Source organism: Bacteroides ovatus (assembly GCF_001314995.1).
Lineage (GTDB): Bacteria > Bacteroidota > Bacteroidia > Bacteroidales > Bacteroidaceae > Bacteroides > Bacteroides ovatus.
The window spans coordinates 1,897,247-1,915,375 of sequence record NZ_CP012938.1 but is presented as its reverse complement, the minus strand read 5'-3'; the positions used below and the strand labels follow the sequence as shown (position 1 = coordinate 1,915,375).

Here is an 18,129-nt window from a genome sequence, read left to right as displayed (position 1 = left end):
TCGATTTTCCTTTTATTTCTTGTCCGTGTTTTCGTTTTCTGTTACGCGCTAAACGTTTGTCGGCAAGTCAATGTGGGGAGGTCCCCAGTGTCGGTAGATGATTAGCTGCATTTCAGGACTGACATCGATTGTTTGGCTGGTGTAATATGCAGCAACCAGTTGTTCGTTCAATGTCTTGTTTGCTTTAATGCGTTTGCGCATTTTTTTGCTGGCGGAAGAAGCGTTTGCCAGATCGGGAAAATACTCCTTCGCCAATTCGGAGAAATACTTGAATCCATTAATGCTGTAGCGTTCGGCAGCTGGTTCATTGTTGTTCATAATTTTTTTATACTTTAAATGGTTAAAATAATATGTTGTTTGAAAAATTGTGCAAATGTATGAAATTTACTTTGATGATTAATGTAAATGTTTTGGTTTTTATTTTTTAGATTTTATGTATGTAAATTTTTGAAGATATATTTTTGTATTTTACTAAAGTAAAATGTGGGAAAAGTAAATATTAATTATTAATTTATTTTTAATGAAAAAGGAAAGTTTTACTTTGTTTATGAAACAAGTGGCTGTTGATTTGCAGCAGAGTGGAAATTTAGGGACTGCTCATGTATACAGAAGTACGTTGAATGCGATTCTTACTTTTCAGGGTTCCGATCGTTTGTCGTTTTGGGAAATCACTCCGGAGTGGCTGAAGCATTTTGAGGGTAGTCTTCGTGCACGTGGGTGTAGTTGGAATACGGTGTCTACGTATCTTCGCACGTTGCGTGCGGTTTACAATCGCGCTGTCGATCTTCGGAAGGCATCATACGTGCCGCATCTTTTTCGCTCCGTATATACAGGTACGCGGGCAGACCGCCGCCGGGCACTGGATATGGAGGATATGAAGAAGGTGTTTGCCCGTCTGTTGCAGTCGGACGCCATCACTCCTGCCATGAAGGGTGCGCAGGAGTTGTTCATTCTTATGTTCCTGCTTCGGGGATTGCCTTTTGTCGACCTGGCTTATTTGCGTAAGAGTGATCTGCGGGGAAATGTGATTAGTTATCGTCGTCGTAAAACGGGGCGTCCGTTGTCTGTGACGTTGACGACGGAAGCGATGTTTCTTTTGCAAAAGTATATGAATCGGGAGGAACAGTCGCCTTATTTGTTCCCGATTCTTCATAGTGACGAAGGTTCGCCAAAGGCGTATAGGGAATATCAACTGGCATTGCGCAATTTTAATTATCAGTTGGAATTATTAGGAAAGGCATTGGGACTCAAAGACCGGTTGAGCTCGTACACCGCCCGCCATACCTGGGCTACGACTGCGTATTATTGCGAAATTCATCCGGGTATTATCTCCGAAGCGATGGGACATTCGTCTATCACCGTGACGGAAACTTATTTGAAGCCTTTCCGAAATAAGAAAATTGATGAAGCAAATATACAGGTACTTGATTTTATAAAACGAACTGTGGTAGGTGTAAGTGCTTGACTTTTACTCTGTTACTTCGTAGGTAACGGGTTGAAATATCGGTGCAAATATGAGCATATTTCTTAAAACAACCAAACGAAATCATACATTTTTTCTAATAAACTACTCAAAACAGGAATTAACCAAATAAAACACGCGGATTCTTTGTATTAGGGCTTTGTTAACTTCTAAATTTTGCAAAAGGTCTCCCGCCCCTCTGCCGCTTCTAAGAAGCAGGGGTAAAGAATGTAATCGTATATTGTCTCATTTTTCCGTATTGACTACTCCCGAAGAGCAGGCACAAAGGTTTCTCTGTTACCTACGAAGTAACGGGCGGCTATTATTGAAACTTAGTGTTTAATAATATATTATTAATGTAATTTTTAAGTAGTTATGAAGAAAAAATTTGTTAGGGTAATGCTTTTTGGGGCATTGACGCTTACAGTCAGTACAGTGGTGACAAGCTGTAAGGACTATGATGATGATATTAAAGGCTTGCAGGAGCAGGTTGATAAGATCACATCGACCAGTCCGGTAAGTACAGAAGACATGAAGAGCGCAGTTGAAAAGGCAAAACAAGATTTGCAGACACAACTGAACGACTTGAGTGCACTTGTGAAAAATCCGGATGGTGAAGAAACTTTGAAACAAAAAATCGCTGCATTGGAAAAAGCTTTGGCAGATGCTACAGGCGATAAAGCTAAAGATTTGGCAGCAAGATTGACAGACCTTCAAAATCAACTGACCTCTTTGCAAAAGATTCTCAAAGGTGAGGATGGAGTCAGTGGCTTGGAAAAGAAGATTACAGAACTTGAAGATGCCAAAACCGTATTATCTGAACTGATTGCAGCAGAACAGGCATACATCACATCCGGCAAAAAAAATGTAAGTGCTTACGAAAGTACCAGCTTCGGTGCTTATGTAAATCAAGCTATCATCGATGCTCTTAAGCATGATGGAACCGATCAGGATAAGTGGGGAGAGATTGCTAAGTATGTAACAGGAGCTGTTCAAAGCGGAATCACAACAGAACTCGGTAACATCAATGCTGTACTTACTGAAAAATATGGAGTGTCTACAACGCTGGCTACTTTTGTAGGAAATGTGTACGATAAACTTTTCAGTGATGATGCTAAAGCACAGCAGGCACAATTAAATGAATTGCTGACTGCCATCAATGCTTATGTAGCAAAAACAGAAGGCGCAGATTATGAAAACTATGCAGCTCTTATCAAACAGATTGTTGACGCACAGAAAGCTGTTGCTGCTCTCAATATGCCGGAAGGGACTGCCACATTGGATGAAGGTGTAAAAGCGCTGATTGCTGATGAGAAATCAGCTGTCAATCAAGCGATCAAAGATTTGACCGATCATCTTCAGAAAGAAATCGACGCTATCAAAGGCATGATTCAGAGTATCGTGTATGTGCCGACTTATGCAGACGGACAGGTTCAGTTTAATACATACTATGTGGACTTTGCTACGGGTGGTGGTCACGACTGGAAATCGGTAGTCAATGTCAACGAAGTGGCAGTGAGATTCCGTGTATCTCCGGCTGATGTAATAAAAGATTTGGTTGCTTGTTATGGTGAGAATGGTGAAGTAAGTGAGAATGCGAAATATGTTATTTCTGTAGATTGCCAGAAAGTGAAGACGCGTTCTCTAAACGATCCGTTCAAGATAAAAGGAATCAAAGTGGTAGATGCTGAACCTAACTTGATTGAAGTAACATTGGATGCTAGCGCAGTGAAAAATAGTTATGCTGTGGCTCTGACTGTAACAGACAAAGTTGCTGCCGATAAGAAGACTTTGAATGATGTCTCCTCCAACTATTTTGCCGCTGTGAAGAGTAATCTGTATATCAGTAAGGTGGAATGGGCATCTGCAAATGCAGGAGTAGCAACAGTGAAGAAAGGTGCTAGTATTGACTATAAGGAAAATGATGGAGATGCCAAGGTATCTGATTATAACGTAACTGTGAATACAGCAATAAAAGCTAATGGAGATGTAGACGGTACTCCTGATACAAAGACATTGAGCGAACTCGGTATCTCTGATAAGTATTTCAGTGTAGCATTTTCAACGACAGCAAATGTTGCTGCTAACTTTGATTTGAATGCAGAGACTGGTGTATTGAAAGCTAAAGGAGATGCAGGAAGCCAAGCTACTGTACAATCTATTGTAACAGTGACAGATCCTGCAACAGCCGGAGAGGAACATCCTACGACAAAAGTTTATGATGCCAAGGAATATACGGAAGTTAAAATTGTCAGCGAAGGACAGGCACAAACGGCTACACTGGCTTCAACAGATCCTATTTTGTGGAATGCTGCAGAAAAGATGTATAACATCGCTACTACTGGTGACGCTGTTGCTGTTATAACTGCAATAAAAACTGCATTGGGAAATGCTAGTATGAGTGATTTCTCCGGTTGTACCTTTGAAGGTGTTTCACAAGATCAGACTATTAAGTTAGGTTTGAACGGCAGCGATCAACTAGCCTTGGTCGTTCCTGCAAATACAACTTGTGAGGCTACTGATATTACTACGAAGATTACGAAGGGTGATTACACTGTTGATGTAACAGTGAAGGGCGTAACCGTAACTCTTCCTAAAGAAACTGATGCGGCATTTAAACTGGAAGCTATTACTCAAACGGACGGAACTTTGCTAACTAACTTTGCTAAAGATGTTAGCAGCAAGATAACAGCAGTAACAGCATCCAGAAGCTTGAAAGAACTTTATTCTAATTATGATGCCGTGTATGGCAAATTAGTTACGGATATGGGCGGTACTATGAAGTTTGCTCTTGCTGCTAATACTCAAAAAGCTGCTCCGGCGAGTCGTGGTGTAACTGTTAATGAAAATGACGGTACTGTAACAGTGACTAACCAATACGATGGCGAACCAATCAATGTTACGCTGCAGGGAAAATGTGATGAGAACGTAATATTCACCGAAACTATTCCGGTAATCATTCCTGCCGCTAACTTGAACGGAACATTTAGCTATAAAGATGCAGAAACGACTGAATTTGACTATGATGTGACAGATGAGAATGCAAGAAAAGCCGGTTTTGATTTGACAACAGCATTTATCTGGAAAGATAAAAATAGCAAAGATGTATGGCCTACTTTTGCTACTGACACCTATGCAAGTGATGCTATGACTATCTACGGTTTCTCTATCGAGTATTCTCTTTCAGGAAATGATGCGTCTTCTTTTGTGAAGCCTACTATTTCTGATAATAAACTCAAATTGACTGATGCAATGGCTAAATTGAGTATGAACAATGCTAACTTGGTAGTTACCGTGAAAGCTACTCCTACTTCTCCTTGGGGTAGCATGGTTGGTCAGGCTAAGACTATTACAGTCAAAGTTTCAACTTGGGTAGACGATACTACTAATTAATTAGATGATGATATATCTCCTGTGACGTATGGGGTCTTCCTGTCGGGAGCAGGAGATATTTATCTCCATAAAGATAAAACCCTTCTTCACCTATGTGTGAAAAAGATATTTTTACCCCAGAACAAAGCGAAGGACACAGCTTGTGAAAGTCCATCCTTCTATCTTTGTTCTTCTATTTAGAAAAGGGATGCCACCCTAATTTCCCACTGGCATCCCTTTTATCTTTATTCTTGGAGCGTCTTTTTTGTTGTACTAGAATCAATTGCTAGTCACCCATTTCCCTATAGGTAAAGGAGACGTCCCCAAGATATAGAAAGCTCGAGCTTGCGAAAGTCCGGGCTTTTGTTATAAATCGACTTTGATAGCTTTCTCTATAAAACATCTTTGTTTTCAGTTTTGTTCGTATGATGAGTTTTTAGATGAAAGAATACTTGTATCTTTATTGTCGAATAAATTAATAAATTGAGAAAATGTTGAAAGTAGTAACATTTATGAAGCAAGTAGCCACGGGGCTACAGGTGGAGGGAAACTTCGGTACTGCGCACGTTTATCGTAGCAGTCTGAATGCCATCATTGCTTATTGTGGGAAAGCGGACTTCACCTTTGAAGAAGTGAGTCCGGAGTGGTTAAAAGGATTTGAAATACATCTTCGTAGTCGTGGTTGTAGTTGGAACACCGTTTCCACTTATTTGCGTACGTTTCGTGCAGTTTACAATCGTGCCGTCGATCTTCGTAAGGCACCTTATGTTCCTCACTTGTTCCGTTCTGTTTATACCGGTACTCGCGCCGATCATAAACGTGCGTTGGGCGATGAAGATATGAAAAAGGTGTTTGTTAAATTGTCCCGTACATCGGGTGTTTCATTGGCTGTATATCAGGCACAAGAGTTGTTTATTTTGATGTTCTTGTTACGTGGTATGCCATTTGTCGATCTTGCTTATTTGCGTAAGAGCGATTTGCGTGATAACGTAATAACGTATCGCAGACGTAAGACAGGTCGTCCTCTATCTGTGACGTTGACTGCGGAAGCGATGATCCTGGTAAAGAAGTACATCAATCGTGATCCTACTTCCCCTTATTTGTTTCCATTGTTGAAAAGCCGTGAAGGAACTAAAGAGGCGTATCGCGAATATCAGTTGGCATTGCGCAGCTTTAACCAACAGTTGATGTTGTTAGGTGAATTATTGGGATTATCCGATAAATTGAGTTCGTACACCGCCCGCCATACCTGGGCTACGACGGCTTATTATTGTGAAATTCATCCGGGCATTATCTCCGAAGCGATGGGACATTCATCTATCACTGTGACCGAGACTTACCTGAAACCTTTCCGGAGTAAGAAAATTGATGAAGCAAATAAACAAGTTCTTGACTTTGTGAAACGCTCTGTGATAGGTGTAAATACTTGAAAATTACTCTGTTACTTTCTAGGTAACGGGAATGAATATCGGTGCAAATATGAGCATATTTCTTAAAACAACCAAACGAAATCATACATTTTTTCCAATAAACCACTCAAAACAGGAATTATATAAATAAAACACGCGGATTCTTTGTATTAGGACTTTGTTAACTTCTAAATTTTTGCAAAAAATCTCCTTCCCTCTACTGCCTTTCAGAAGCAGGGGTAAAAAAGTTTCATTGCATATTGTATTATTTTTCAGTATTAACTACTCCCGAAGAGCAGGCACAAAGGTTTCTCCGTTACCTAGAAAGTAACAGAGGGGTTATTGTTGAAACTTAGTGTTTAATAATATATTATTAATGTAATTTTTAAGTAGTTATGAAGAAAAATTTTGTTAGGGTAATGCTTTTCGGGGCATTGGCACTTGCTACTGTCACTTACGTAGGCTGTAAAGACTATGATGATGACATTGACAATCTGCAAACGCAAATTGATGCGAATAAGGCAGGCATTGCCACATTGCAGGCAAAGGTCGACGACGGTAAATGGGTGACTGACGTGACCGATATTGAAGGTGGATTTAAAATTACTTTCAATAATGGAGATTCTTATTCTATTGTAGACGGTAAAAAAGGAGATCCTGGAACGAAGGTTACTATTGATCCAACCACTAACCACTGGTTGTTTGACGGTATCGACAGTGGACATAGTGCCGTAGGTCCTGCCGGTCCGAAGGGAGAAACTGGGGCAACTGGTCCTGACGGTCCAAAGGGAGAAACTGGGGCAACAGGTCCTGCCGGCCCGAAGGGAGAAACTGGGGCAACAGGTCCTGCCGGTCATTCACCTTTTATCGGTAACGGAACCGGTGACTATGAAAAAGGCTTCTGGTATTTTTATGATGACGCATCAAGTAAATGGGTGAAGGGTGATTCTGCTGAATCCAATATCTATCTTGTACAAGGTGACGGCACTCCTAGTCTGACTTTGCATGTGAAGGATCAGGAAACCGGTAAGTTTGTGGATGTTGTTCTGCCGACTGGTAAATTGATTACTAGTATTCAGGGAGTAGCAATTAACAACGGCAAAATCACTACTGACGGAACGAAAGATGTTACATTAAAATACGGTAAATGTGCAGCAGCTTTCACGTTCCATGGGGTTGAATATAAAGAAAATCAACTATTGTTTGCTGCAGACAATGTAGTGAACGCTTTGATTAATCCGGTGAATATCGACTTTAGTGATGTTAGCAAATACACTATTCTTTTGAAGGACTCAAAAGGGGACGCACCATACATTATCTCTAAAATGGCGCAGAACAAGACAGTTGGCCCTTTGACTCGTACTGCAGAACCTACTAAAAATCGTGGTATCTATGACCTGACTATCAATCCAAAAGGTGATCTAGCCACAGCACCTGCCGAAGCTGCGTATGCACTCTGCACATACGACGCATGGGGTAATGAGATTATCTCTGCTTATGATGTGAAGATTAAAGCGGAAGCAGTTTCTGGTTCTACTGTAACACTGGCGGATGCAGCAGTGTCTGCAGAAGTAGGTAAGGAGCTTGTTTTGGATGACTTGGCTGCTGCAGCTACCACTACTCCTATGGATTTGAGTACTGTCTACGCATATTATTATCAATTAGCGGACGGTGCTCCTGCAGATGTGAAATTAGGAACGAAAGATGGTAAACAGACTATTATTTCTCCCACAGGACAAGAAGCAGAGGTAGAAGTCTGCTATCTGACTACAGATGGTAAACCTTATGATGGAGTAGAGCGTGCGAGTGTAACCAATGCTGCAGCTAAACTGACTGTCACCTTCAAGCAAGTAGAAACAGTTACTTTGGCAGCACAGGATGTAACTTGGAACTCTGGCGAAAAGAGTGATATTGAGGTGTCAGCTGCTAATATTAAAGCAATCAAAGATGCTATTACTACTGCTAAAATTAGCAGTTCGAGTGCTACGGCCAACGCAACTGATAAAGTGAAGTTCAGTGGCATTGGTACTAGCAACACTAAATACGACGCCCTGAAACTGACAGTAGGCGCTGCATACTTGGGTTCTATGGATGCTGTATTGACAGTCGACGTTGATAATACGAAGCAAATTATATTCAAATTGCCGGTAACTGTCGGTTATCTCGTGCCTGTGTTTACACCTGCTCCAGGTATGTGGACTGAAGATGATAAAGTATCTCTCGTAATTAATGAAACAACGACTACCGTTACTTCTGCTTCAGGTTCAGTTACTAAAATTCAGAGCATCAAACTTGAAAGAGATATGAGTGCAATCTTTACTGGCTGGAGCGATATTACTGACGGAGTTACTGCAGGGAAATACACTAGTGTTACATACGCTATAGACAAGAATGGCGACGATCCTGTAGGAAGTGTAGCTAACGGTAAGTTCACAGTAGACATGGATCACGCTAAAGACAATATGGCATTGACCGTAAATGTAAATTGTAAACCTGATGGTGCTACTGATCTTTCTGTAATTGGTAACAAAAAGGTTCAATTCATATCATTGTCAGAACTGCTTAAATCAGAATTTGGTGCGGCAGTAGCAAAAACTGGCATTATAAAAGAGTATACGGCTAAAGCTAAAAATGAAGAGATCGATGTATTAACTGACCTCGTATGGAAAGACAGAAAAGGCAAGGCTATGTGGCCGACTGCAGATGAAAATACTTATGACACTAGTACTTTGACTTCTGCTGACGATGTTCTTGCTCTTTATGGATATTCTATTAAGGTAGAACTAAGTGATAAAGTTAACTTCGAGTTTGATTCTACTGGAAAGAAAGTGAAGCTTACATCTGCTGGTCTGGCACTGCAAGGCCTTGTGAAAGATTTGGTAGTGACGGTTACTATTACTCCTTCAATCAGCTGGAGCGCGACATCTCCTGCAGCTGTAGTGAAGACAGTAACATTCCCTACTGCTCTCTTTGCAGATTAATTTGAAATCATTCAATGTTTTATCAGATAGCTCCTCTATGTTTATCCCTAATGGGATTGGGAGCTGTCTCTTGAACGGATGATAAAATAGATAAACCCTTCTTCGCCGTTATGGTGAAGAATACGCCGAGAAGTAACAGATGGAAGGTATTAGCTTGTGAAAGTCAATCCTTCCCTATCTGTACTTCTTTTAGAAAGGGATGCCTCCCTAATTTCCCACTGGCATCCCTTTTTCTTTACTCTAAGTGCATCTCTTTACAAGAATACTAGTATACTCTAAATGTTTTGCTAGTTCCCCATTTCCCTATAGATTAAGGAGATGTCTTGAGAGAATATAGAAAGCCCGAGCTTGCGAAAGTCCGGGCTTTTCAATCTTTTTGTGTAGTCATCCTCCTCTTACTTTGTCGTCCTTAAATTATTTCCTGGTAAATGTGTAGAATGAATTGTTGAAAAGAATCTTTTAACTTGCCATGACAAAGAGTTCTATTAAAAATATATATCTTTGCAAGAAAGGCATTGATTTATAAAAGAAGAGAATATGAGCCATAAAATTTATCCGATCGGCATTCAGAATTTCGAAAAAATTCGTAATGACGGTTATTTCTATATTGATAAGACAGCACTGATGTATCAAATGGTAAAGACCGGAAGTTATTACTTCTTGAGTCGTCCGCGCCGTTTCGGAAAGAGTCTGCTCGTCTCCACCTTAGAGGCCTATTTTCAAGGAAAGAAAGAACTGTTTGAAGGGTTGGCTGTGGAAAAACTGGAAAAGGACTGGATAAAATATCCTATACTGCATCTGGACCTTAATATCGAGAAATATGATACATCCGAAAGTCTGGATAATATACTTGATAAATCGCTGACAGCATGGGAAAAACTATATGGTGCCGAGCCGTCCGAACGTTCGTTTTCTTTGCGTTTTGCCGGTATCATAGAGCGTGCCTGTAAGTTGGCGGGGCAACGTGTGGTTATTCTTGTCGATGAATATGACAAACCCATGTTGCAAGCCATCGGTAATGAAGAATTGCAAAAGCAATTTCGGAATACATTAAAGCCTTTTTATGGAGCGCTTAAAACAATGGACGGTTGCATCAAGTTTGCATTCCTTACCGGTGTGACAAAGTTTGGCAAAGTCAGTGTGTTTAGTGACTTGAACAACTTGGACGATATATCCATGCGAAAAGATTATGTTGAAATCTGTGGGGTTAGCGATCAGGAACTTCATGATACTTTGGATGCCGAGCTTCATGAATTTGCTGATGTTCGAGGTGTGACGTATGATAAACTCTGTGCAGAATTGAAAGAATGTTATGACGGCTATCACTTTACGCACCATTCAATCGGTATGTATAATCCGTTTAGTTTGCTCAATGCTTTTAAGTATAGAGAATTTGGCAGCTACTGGTTTGAAACAGGTACACCCACTTATCTGGTGAAATTACTGCAAAAACATCATTATGACTTGGAGCGGATGACACACGAAGAAACCGATGCCCAAGTATTGAATAGTATAGACTCCGAATCGACTAATCCTATTCCGGTGATTTATCAGAGTGGCTACCTCACCATTAAAGGGTATGACGAACGTTTTGGAATATACCGCTTAGGTTTCCCGAATCGTGAAGTAGAAGAGGGGTTTGTCCGTTTTCTGCTTCCTTATTATGCGAATGTGAATAAGGTAGAATCTCCTTTTGAAATTCAGAAGTTTGTTCGTGAAGTGGAATCCGGCGATTACGACTCTTTCTTCCGTCGCCTGCAAAGTTTCTTTGCAGATACCACCTACGAAGTGATTCGCGACCAGGAACTGCATTACGAGAATGTACTTTTCATCGTCTTTAAACTGGTTGGCTTCTATGCCAAAGTGGAATATCATACAAGCGAAGGGCGCATCGATCTTGTCTTGCAGACAGACAATTTCATCTATATCATGGAATTTAAACTGAACGGTACGGCAGAAGAGGCTTTACAACAGATAAACGACAAGCACTATGCTCTTCCTTTCGAGATGGATGGACGGAAGCTTTTTAAAATAGGAGTAAATTTCAGTGCGGAAACCCGCAATATTGAAAAGTGGATAGTGGAAGAGAAATAGATCAAACAAAAAGGCGACCCGTACCTAACGAGCCGCCTTTTGTCTATTTGATTTCGATTTCTTCCTTCATATCGATTTCCTCTCCATGTGTATCATAGAACACATATTGCAGGAATGCGAGTTTCTGACTTGGAATAATCTTAATACCGAATCCATATTTCATTTGCCACTTCCGTTTCAGGGAAACGAGTCCCTGATTGATGTAGGCGGCAACATACGGATGGACGTGTAACGAGAATTTCTTAACCTTCAGTTTATTGACCAGGTAATCAATTTTACTCTCCAAAGTGTCCGTAAAGAGAATGGACGATTTGATGGTGCCTTTGCCGAAGCAAGTAGGACAGATTTCGGTCGTGTTGACGTCCATTGCCGGACGCACACGTTGGCGTGTAATCTGCATTAGCCCAAATTTGCTAAGCGGCAGAATATTATGCCGTGCCCTGTCTTTCTGCATATTGGCACACATTCGTTCATAAAGCTTTTGACGGTTTTCGGCTTCATTCATATCGATGAAGTCGACGACAATGATACCACCCATGTCTCTTAATCGCAGTTGGCGGGCCAGCTCGTCGGCGGCTCCCAGATTTACTTCGAGTGCGTTACCTTCCTGCCCGTTGGCATTCTTGGTGCGATTACCGCTGTTCACGTCTACTACGTGAAGCGCCTCAGTGTGCTCAATAATCAGATAGGCACCACTCTTGTAAGAGACTGTTTTACCAAACGATGATTTAATCTGCTTGGTGATACCGAAATTGTCGTAAATGGGAAGTTGGCCTTTGTACAGTTTCACGATATTAGCCCGGTCGGGCGCAATCAGTGATACGTAATCCCTAATTTCATTGTACACAGCCTCGTCGTTGACGTGAATATTCTCAAATGATGGGTTGAAGAGGTCGCGCAACAAACCTACGGCGCGGCTGGTTTCTTCATAAATCAACGTCGGGTACTTGGTGGCTTTTTGTACTTTTACCATCGCATCTTCCCAATGCTTAACCAAAACTTTAAGCTCTCCGTCGAGTTCGGCTACGCGTTTGCCTTCGGCTACCGTGCGGACAATGACACCAAAGTTTTTAGGCTTGATGCTCATCAGCAGTTGTTTAAGGCGGGCGCGCTCTTCGCTCGATTTAATTTTTTGTGAAACAGAAACCTTATCATTGAAAGGGATCAGTACGAGATAGCGTCCGGCAAACGAAATTTCGGACGTCAGTCGCGGTCCCTTAGTGGAGATCGGTTCCTTAACGATTTGCACCACTACTTCTTGTCCTACTTTGAGGGTGTTGGATACAGTTCCATCCTTGTCAAGGTCGGGAAGCAGGGTTGCTTTGCTGATGGAGGTCAGCTTCTTTTTGTCGCTTAAAGTCTGCTTTACAAACTTTTCGAGTGAGTTAAATTGAGGACCCAAGTCTAAATAATGAAGGAAAGCGTCTTTCTCGTAACCGACGTCTACAAAGCATGCATTCAGTCCGGGCATCAATTTCTTGATACGTCCCAAATACATATTGCCCACAGAGAAAGAAATATTTCTTCCTTCGCTTTGAAGTTCCACCAGGCTCTTATCTTCGAGAAGGGCGATGGAGACCTCTTTGGGCTGTACGTCAACTACTAGTTCATTTGTCACTGTTTTGTTTCCTTATTATTGATTGAATCTCGTTTATATGAACAACTTTTTTGACAAATTGTTCATTTAGGGTTAGCTACTTAAACAAAGAACAAACTTGAAAGACATTAGCTTCGCAAGTTTGTTCTTTATTTCTGTGTGATCCAGACTTAAAAATTATTTTTTGCTTTTATGTCTGTTCTTTCTTAGTCTTTTTTTACGCTTGTGCGTAGACATTTTATGTCTTTTTTTCTTTTTTCCGCTTGGCATAGCTTCACATTTTATGGGTTAATACTCTTGTTTATTATTTCTTTACTGAAATTGTAAATGTCTTAGCCGGTTTGAAAGCCGGAATGTTGTGCTCCGGAATAATGATCGTAGTGTTTTTAGAAATGTTACGAGCAGTTTTCTGTGCTCTTTTCTTTACTACGAAACTACCAAACCCACGCAGGTATACGTTCTCATCGTTAGACAGTGAATCCTTTACTGCATCCATAAATGCCTCAACTGTTGTAAGAACTGTCTGCTTATCAATCCCAGTTTTCTTTGTAATCTCGTTTACAATATCTGCTTTAGTCATTTTTCCTTAAAAAAAATATTATTACTATGTTATTGCTAATTTTTTGGACTGCAAATATATAGCTTTTTAAGCTCCTAAAAAAATATATTCTGCACATTTTTCTAAAAAAATAGTGGCATAGGGTTTTCTTAGAGCTAAAAGAGTTACTTTTGTGTGCCTTTTGAGTAGGATATACAAGATAAATGTTAGATAATACATTAGGAATGAGGATATGAACGAGTTTACGAAAACGATTGTAGAGTGGTATGAAGAGAATAAACGTGAACTGCCCTGGAGGGAGTCTGCCGATCCGTATCTGATCTGGATTTCGGAGATTATTCTTCAACAGACGCGGGTGGCGCAGGGGTATGATTATTTTCTTCGCTTTATCAAGCGTTTTCCCGATGTACAGACTTTGGCTGCTGCGGATGAGGACGAGGTGATGAAGTATTGGCAGGGGTTGGGGTATTATTCGCGTGCCCGCAATCTTCATGCTGCCGCCAAAAGCATGAATGGTGTTTTCCCGAAAACATATCCGGAAGTGCTGGCTCTGAAAGGAGTGGGGGAGTACACGGCGGCAGCTATCTGTTCGTTTGCTTACGGTATGCCTTATGCGGTGGTGGATGGTAATGTGTATCGGGTGCTTTCACGTTATTTCGGTATAGATACTCCGATTGATTCGACGGAAGGAAAGAAACTTTTTGCAGCATTGGCAGATGAGATGTTGGATAAGAAGCATCCGGCTGTTTACAATCAGGGGATAATGGATTTCGGAGCGATTCAGTGTACTCCGCAGTCGCCCAACTGTTTGTTTTGTCCCTTGGCAGGCGGTTGCTCGGCACTTTCGAAGGGGTTAGTGACAAAGCTTCCGGTGAAACAGCATAAAACAAAGACTACCAACCGTTACTTCAATTATATTTATGTACGTGCGGGCGCGTATACCTTTATAAATAAACGAACAGGAAATGATATTTGGAAGAATCTGTTCGAATTGCCATTGATAGAGACTCCGACGGCTCTTTCGGAAGAAGAGTTTCTTGCTTTGCCAGAATTCCGTGCATTCTTTGCATCAGGGGAAGTGCCGGTGGTGCGTTCTGTTTGCAGGGAAGTGAAGCATGTGTTGTCTCACCGGGTGATTTATGCTAATCTGTATGAAGTAACATTATCTGAAAATTTGACTTCTTTCGGTGATTTCCAGAAAATAAAAGTGGAGGAACTGGAGCAGTACGCTATTTCAAGGCTGGTGCAAACTCTGCTGCAAGCACTAAATGGCAAGTATTAAGTTTTAATACTTAAAATTCTTGCATCCTATTGTTATTCTGTTTAATTTTGGCAGCAGATTTAATTTTAAGAATCATAAACTTGATACAGATATGTCAGTAAATAGAGTGATATTGGTAGGAAATGTAGGACAAGATCCTCGGGTGAAATACTTCGATACAGGTTCGGCAGTGGCAACTTTCCCATTGGCTACGACGGATCGTGGATATACGTTGGCTAATGGAACCCAGATTCCCGAAAGAACAGAGTGGCATAATATCGTTGCATCTAACCGTTTGGCAGAGATTGTAGATAAATATGTGCACAAAGGTGACAAGCTGTATCTGGAAGGGAAAATAAGAACGCGTTCTTACAGCGATCAGTCGGGTGCTATGCGCTATATCACCGAAATTTATGTGGATAATATGGAAATGTTGTCTCCGAAAGGAGCCAACCCGGGTGCGGGAGCTTCTGCTTCCGGACAGCCTGCTATGGGACAGCAGCAACAACCGGTTGCCGGCCAGCCGCAACAAACGCAGCAGTCGCAGGCGCAACCTGTACAAGATAATCCGGCAGATGATTTGCCGTTCTAAATAATGTGATAGTGTGCCAATCGATTTTTTCTAACTCATTGGCACATTATCTTTTGTTTAACTAAAATATAAACTCTTTGGACTCAGATGGTTATTTAAGCCAATTGGCTGACATTTTCAACGGTATTACCGTAAACACTCCTTCTATCTCTGCTATTATTGCCATAGCGCTGGCAGGTGTGCTCCTGCTTGCTTCCGGCTTTGCTTCGGCTTCCGAAATAGCTTTTTTCTCGCTATCTCCTTCTGATCGGAATGATATTGATGAGCGCAATCATCCTTCCGACGATAAAATAAGTGCTCTTCTTGGGGACACCGAACGTCTCTTGGCAACGATATTGATTACGAACAATTTTGTGAATGTGACCATTATCATGCTCTGCAATTTCTTCTTTATGAATGTGTTTGTTTTCCATTCTCCGTTGGCAGAGTTCCTGATACTGACCGTCATCCTGACCTTCCTCCTGTTGTTGTTCGGTGAAATTATGCCTAAGATTTATTCGGCACAGAAAACATTGGCCTTTTGCCGTTTTTCGGCACCGGGAATTTACTTTCTGGAAAAGGTATTCCGTCCGATAGCTACTGTGCTTGTGCGTTCGACAACTTTTCTGAATAAGCATTTTGTGAAGAAGAGTCACAATATTTCTGTGGATGAACTGTCGCACGCGTTGGAATTGACGGATAAAGCGGAGCTTTCTGAAGAGAACAATATTCTGGAGGGAATTATCCGTTTCGGTGGGGAAACCGTGAAGGAGGTGATGACATCACGTCTGGATATGGTCGATCTGGATATCCGTACCTCTTTCAAGGAGGTGATGCAATGTATCATTGAAAATGCTTATTCACGTATTCCTATCTATTCCGGTTCACGGGACAATATTAAAGGGGTGCTGTATATTAAAGACCTTCTGCCTCATGTCAATAAGGGGGATAATTTCCGTTGGCAGTCATTGATTCGTCCGGCTTATTTTGTGCCGGAGACGAAGATGATTGATGATTTGCTGCGTGACTTCCAGGCGAATAAGATTCATATTGCTATTGTTGTGGATGAGTTTGGAGGAACTTCCGGGCTGGTAACGATGGAGGATATTATCGAAGAGATTGTAGGTGAGATTCACGACGAATACGATGATGAAGAGCGTACATACGTTGTTTTGAATGACCATACCTGGATATTTGAAGCGAAAACGCAGTTGACGGATTTCTATAAGATTGCAAAAGTAGACGAAGACGAATTTGAAAAGGTGGTGGGAGATGCAGATACATTGGCAGGTATGTTGCTCGAAATTAAAGGTGAATTCCCGGCGCTGCATGAGAAAGTGACGTATCACAATTATGAGTTTGAAGTGCTCGAAATGGATAGTCGCCGTATATTGAAAGTTAAGTTTACAATTCTGCCGAAAGAAATGGAAGATGGCGTCGTTTCTGCAGTATAAGACGAATGGCATACAGTGGGCTGTCTGGAAGATGGAAGAGTCTTTGGATGCTTTATTGCTTCTTTTGCCCGGTGCGCGAAGAGCTTTCTGTGAGCAGGAATTGAATCGCTTTGTCTCCGAACGTCGTAAGATGGAATGGTTGTCGGTTCGTGTTCTGCTGTATTCCATGTTGCAGGAGGATAAGGAAATCGGTTACTCTCTCGAGGGGAAACCTTATCTCACAGATCATTCTTTTTTTATCAGTATTTCTCATACGAAAGGTTATGTGGCGGTGATGCTTGCTTCTTCGGTTCCGGTAGGCATTGACATTGAACAATATGCCCAACGGGTTCACAAGGTATGCGACCGCTATGTCCGTCCTGACGAGCAAGTAGAATCTTATCAGGGAGATATAACTTGGGGGCTGTTATTGCATTGGTCGGCAAAGGAAGCTGTTTTCAAGCGGATGGAAAATGCGGATGCTGATCTTCGTAAACTCCGGCTGACGCATTTTATTCCTCAAGAGGAGGGGACGTTTCAGGTTCAGGAGTTAGTTACGGCGCAGCAAGAACTTTATTCTGTCGGTTATCGTATTTGTCCGGACTTTGTATTGACGTGGACATTGAATTGAACGGACGAGGAAATGTGTGAGGCTCTTTTCTCGGTGTGTTATCATTGTCCGAATGTAGTGTCTTTCTAAAACGAAAAATGAGACTGCCTCATTTTTTTATTTTGAAGCAATCTCATTTTTATGAATTCAAAGCCTTTCAAGCGAAGTCTTTCACTATTGGGTTATTTCTCTTTTTTATTAAGTCGATAGCTCAATGCTCCTGACGGACATTTGCCGATTTGTGCAATTAATTCTTCTGTTGTCGCATTTTCAATCTGCACCCAGGGTCTTTCTTTGGGATGATAAACATTGGGTAGCATCTTTACACATATTCCGGCGTGCTGACATAATTCAGGCTGCCACACAATGGTCAGTTCACCATTGGTATATTCAATTTTTTTTCCCATATATGTATTTATTTAATATGAATACCACGCATTACAATTCGCTTCCATTCCGGATGTTTGTGAATATATCCGGCTACAAACGGGCAAAGCGGTACCAGGCGTAGACCTTGTCGCTCGATGTCTGCCAATGCTTTTTCCGCAAGTTGTGAGCCTACTCCCTTGCCGCCTAATGAGGCGGGTACTTCGGTATGTACAAGGTATATTTCTCCATTGTTTGATTTGATATAGTCTATTTCAGCTATTTTGCCATCGATCTGAAACTCATACCGATGTTTTTCTTCGTTGTCTATTAATTTATAATCTTCTGCCATAATTTTTACGTATTAAGTTCGATTATAATATAAACACTTGGGGAACACTTTTGTTTTACGCG

Annotated in this window: 14 protein-coding genes; 9 read left to right on the top strand and 5 right to left on the bottom strand. The window is 41.3% G+C overall.

What is annotated here, in order from left to right:
- Positions 1-48 precede the first annotated feature (48 nt).
- Positions 49-318: a DUF4248 domain-containing protein gene (locus Bovatus_RS07765; protein WP_004300655.1), complete on the bottom strand. Its 270-nt coding sequence runs from the start codon at positions 316-318 to the stop codon at positions 49-51.
- Between the two features lie 202 nt (positions 319-520).
- Here Bovatus_RS07765 and Bovatus_RS07760 point away from each other — a divergent pair, with 202 nt between their 5' ends.
- From Bovatus_RS07760 to Bovatus_RS07740, 5 genes are all read left to right on the top strand, one after another.
- Entirely contained in the window at positions 521-1,465 is a 945-nt protein-coding gene (locus tag Bovatus_RS07760) for a tyrosine-type recombinase/integrase (protein WP_004300654.1), read from the top strand.
- 372 nt (positions 1,466-1,837) lie between these two features.
- A complete protein-coding gene (locus tag Bovatus_RS07755) occupies positions 1,838-4,855 on the top strand; it encodes a hypothetical protein (protein WP_004300653.1) in 3,018 nt (1,005 codons plus the stop codon).
- A gap of 470 nt (positions 4,856-5,325) precedes the next feature.
- Positions 5,326-6,264: a tyrosine-type recombinase/integrase gene (locus Bovatus_RS07750; protein ID WP_004300650.1), complete on the top strand. Its 939-nt coding sequence runs from the start codon at positions 5,326-5,328 to the stop codon at positions 6,262-6,264.
- 374 nt (positions 6,265-6,638) lie between these two features.
- Positions 6,639-9,224: a collagen-like triple helix repeat-containing protein gene (locus Bovatus_RS07745; RefSeq protein ID WP_004300649.1), complete on the top strand. Its 2,586-nt coding sequence runs from the start codon at positions 6,639-6,641 to the stop codon at positions 9,222-9,224.
- A gap of 537 nt (positions 9,225-9,761) precedes the next feature.
- Entirely contained in the window at positions 9,762-11,318 is a 1,557-nt protein-coding gene (locus tag Bovatus_RS07740; protein ID WP_004300648.1) for an ATP-binding protein, read from the top strand.
- Between the two features lie 43 nt (positions 11,319-11,361).
- Here Bovatus_RS07740 and Bovatus_RS07735 read toward each other — a convergent pair whose 3' ends face one another.
- Together Bovatus_RS07735 and Bovatus_RS07730 are read right to left on the bottom strand one after the other, a co-directional pair.
- A complete protein-coding gene (locus Bovatus_RS07735; protein WP_004300647.1) occupies positions 11,362-12,936 on the bottom strand; it encodes an Rne/Rng family ribonuclease in 1,575 nt (524 codons plus the stop codon).
- Positions 12,937-13,219: 283 nt separating this feature from the next.
- Positions 13,220-13,495 (bottom strand): HU family DNA-binding protein, encoded by a 276-nt coding sequence (locus Bovatus_RS07730; protein WP_004300646.1) that lies wholly within the window; start codon positions 13,493-13,495, stop codon positions 13,220-13,222.
- Between the two features lie 211 nt (positions 13,496-13,706).
- On the opposite strand from Bovatus_RS07730, the gene mutY reads away from it, so the two are divergent.
- The 4 genes from mutY to Bovatus_RS07710 all read left to right on the top strand — a co-directional run bounded on the left by mutY (position 13,707) and on the right by Bovatus_RS07710 (position 17,370).
- Complete coding sequence (mutY, locus tag Bovatus_RS07725; RefSeq protein ID WP_004300644.1) at positions 13,707-14,756, top strand: A/G-specific adenine glycosylase; 1,050 nt, start codon at positions 13,707-13,709, stop codon at positions 14,754-14,756.
- A gap of 91 nt (positions 14,757-14,847) precedes the next feature.
- Positions 14,848-15,327, top strand: a complete 480-nt coding sequence (locus tag Bovatus_RS07720; RefSeq protein ID WP_004304191.1) for a single-stranded DNA-binding protein — start codon at positions 14,848-14,850, stop codon at positions 15,325-15,327.
- A gap of 77 nt (positions 15,328-15,404) precedes the next feature.
- Positions 15,405-16,760 (top strand): gliding motility-associated protein GldE, encoded by a 1,356-nt coding sequence (locus tag Bovatus_RS07715; protein WP_004300642.1) that lies wholly within the window; start codon positions 15,405-15,407, stop codon positions 16,758-16,760.
- A complete protein-coding gene (locus Bovatus_RS07710) occupies positions 16,738-17,370 on the top strand; it encodes a 4'-phosphopantetheinyl transferase family protein (RefSeq protein WP_004300641.1) in 633 nt (210 codons plus the stop codon). The genes Bovatus_RS07715 and Bovatus_RS07710 overlap by 23 nt, the downstream gene beginning before the upstream one ends.
- A 161-nt stretch (positions 17,371-17,531) precedes the next feature.
- Here the strand turns inward: Bovatus_RS07710 and Bovatus_RS07705 are convergent, their stop codons facing one another.
- Both Bovatus_RS07705 and Bovatus_RS07700 read right to left on the bottom strand, forming a co-directional pair.
- Complete coding sequence (locus Bovatus_RS07705; protein ID WP_004300640.1) at positions 17,532-17,756, bottom strand: (4Fe-4S)-binding protein; 225 nt, start codon at positions 17,754-17,756, stop codon at positions 17,532-17,534.
- Positions 17,757-17,764: 8 nt separating this feature from the next.
- Positions 17,765-18,067, bottom strand: a complete 303-nt coding sequence (locus Bovatus_RS07700; protein WP_004300639.1) for a GNAT family N-acetyltransferase — start codon at positions 18,065-18,067, stop codon at positions 17,765-17,767.
- Between the last annotated feature and the right edge of the window lie 62 nt (positions 18,068-18,129).

Excerpts from the sequence above, each read along its gene's own strand:
- Bovatus_RS07765 (WP_004300655.1), bottom strand. The coding sequence starts at position 318 with ATGAACAACAATGAACCAGCTGCCGAACGCTACAGCATTAATGGATTC.
- Bovatus_RS07760 (WP_004300654.1), top strand. The coding sequence starts at position 521 with ATGAAAAAGGAAAGTTTTACTTTGTTTATGAAACAAGTGGCTGTTGAT.
- Bovatus_RS07755 (WP_004300653.1), top strand. The coding sequence starts at position 1,838 with ATGAAGAAAAAATTTGTTAGGGTAATGCTTTTTGGGGCATTGACGCTT.
- Bovatus_RS07750 (WP_004300650.1), top strand. The coding sequence starts at position 5,326 with ATGTTGAAAGTAGTAACATTTATGAAGCAAGTAGCCACGGGGCTACAG.
- Bovatus_RS07745 (WP_004300649.1), top strand. The coding sequence starts at position 6,639 with ATGAAGAAAAATTTTGTTAGGGTAATGCTTTTCGGGGCATTGGCACTT.
- Bovatus_RS07740 (WP_004300648.1), top strand. The coding sequence starts at position 9,762 with ATGAGCCATAAAATTTATCCGATCGGCATTCAGAATTTCGAAAAAATT.
- Bovatus_RS07730 (WP_004300646.1), bottom strand. The coding sequence starts at position 13,495 with ATGACTAAAGCAGATATTGTAAACGAGATTACAAAGAAAACTGGGATT.
- mutY (WP_004300644.1), top strand. The coding sequence starts at position 13,707 with ATGAACGAGTTTACGAAAACGATTGTAGAGTGGTATGAAGAGAATAAA.
- Bovatus_RS07720 (WP_004304191.1), top strand. The coding sequence starts at position 14,848 with ATGTCAGTAAATAGAGTGATATTGGTAGGAAATGTAGGACAAGATCCT.
- Bovatus_RS07710 (WP_004300641.1), top strand. The coding sequence starts at position 16,738 with ATGGCGTCGTTTCTGCAGTATAAGACGAATGGCATACAGTGGGCTGTC.
- Bovatus_RS07705 (WP_004300640.1), bottom strand. The coding sequence starts at position 17,756 with ATGGGAAAAAAAATTGAATATACCAATGGTGAACTGACCATTGTGTGG.
- Bovatus_RS07700 (WP_004300639.1), bottom strand. The coding sequence starts at position 18,067 with ATGGCAGAAGATTATAAATTAATAGACAACGAAGAAAAACATCGGTAT.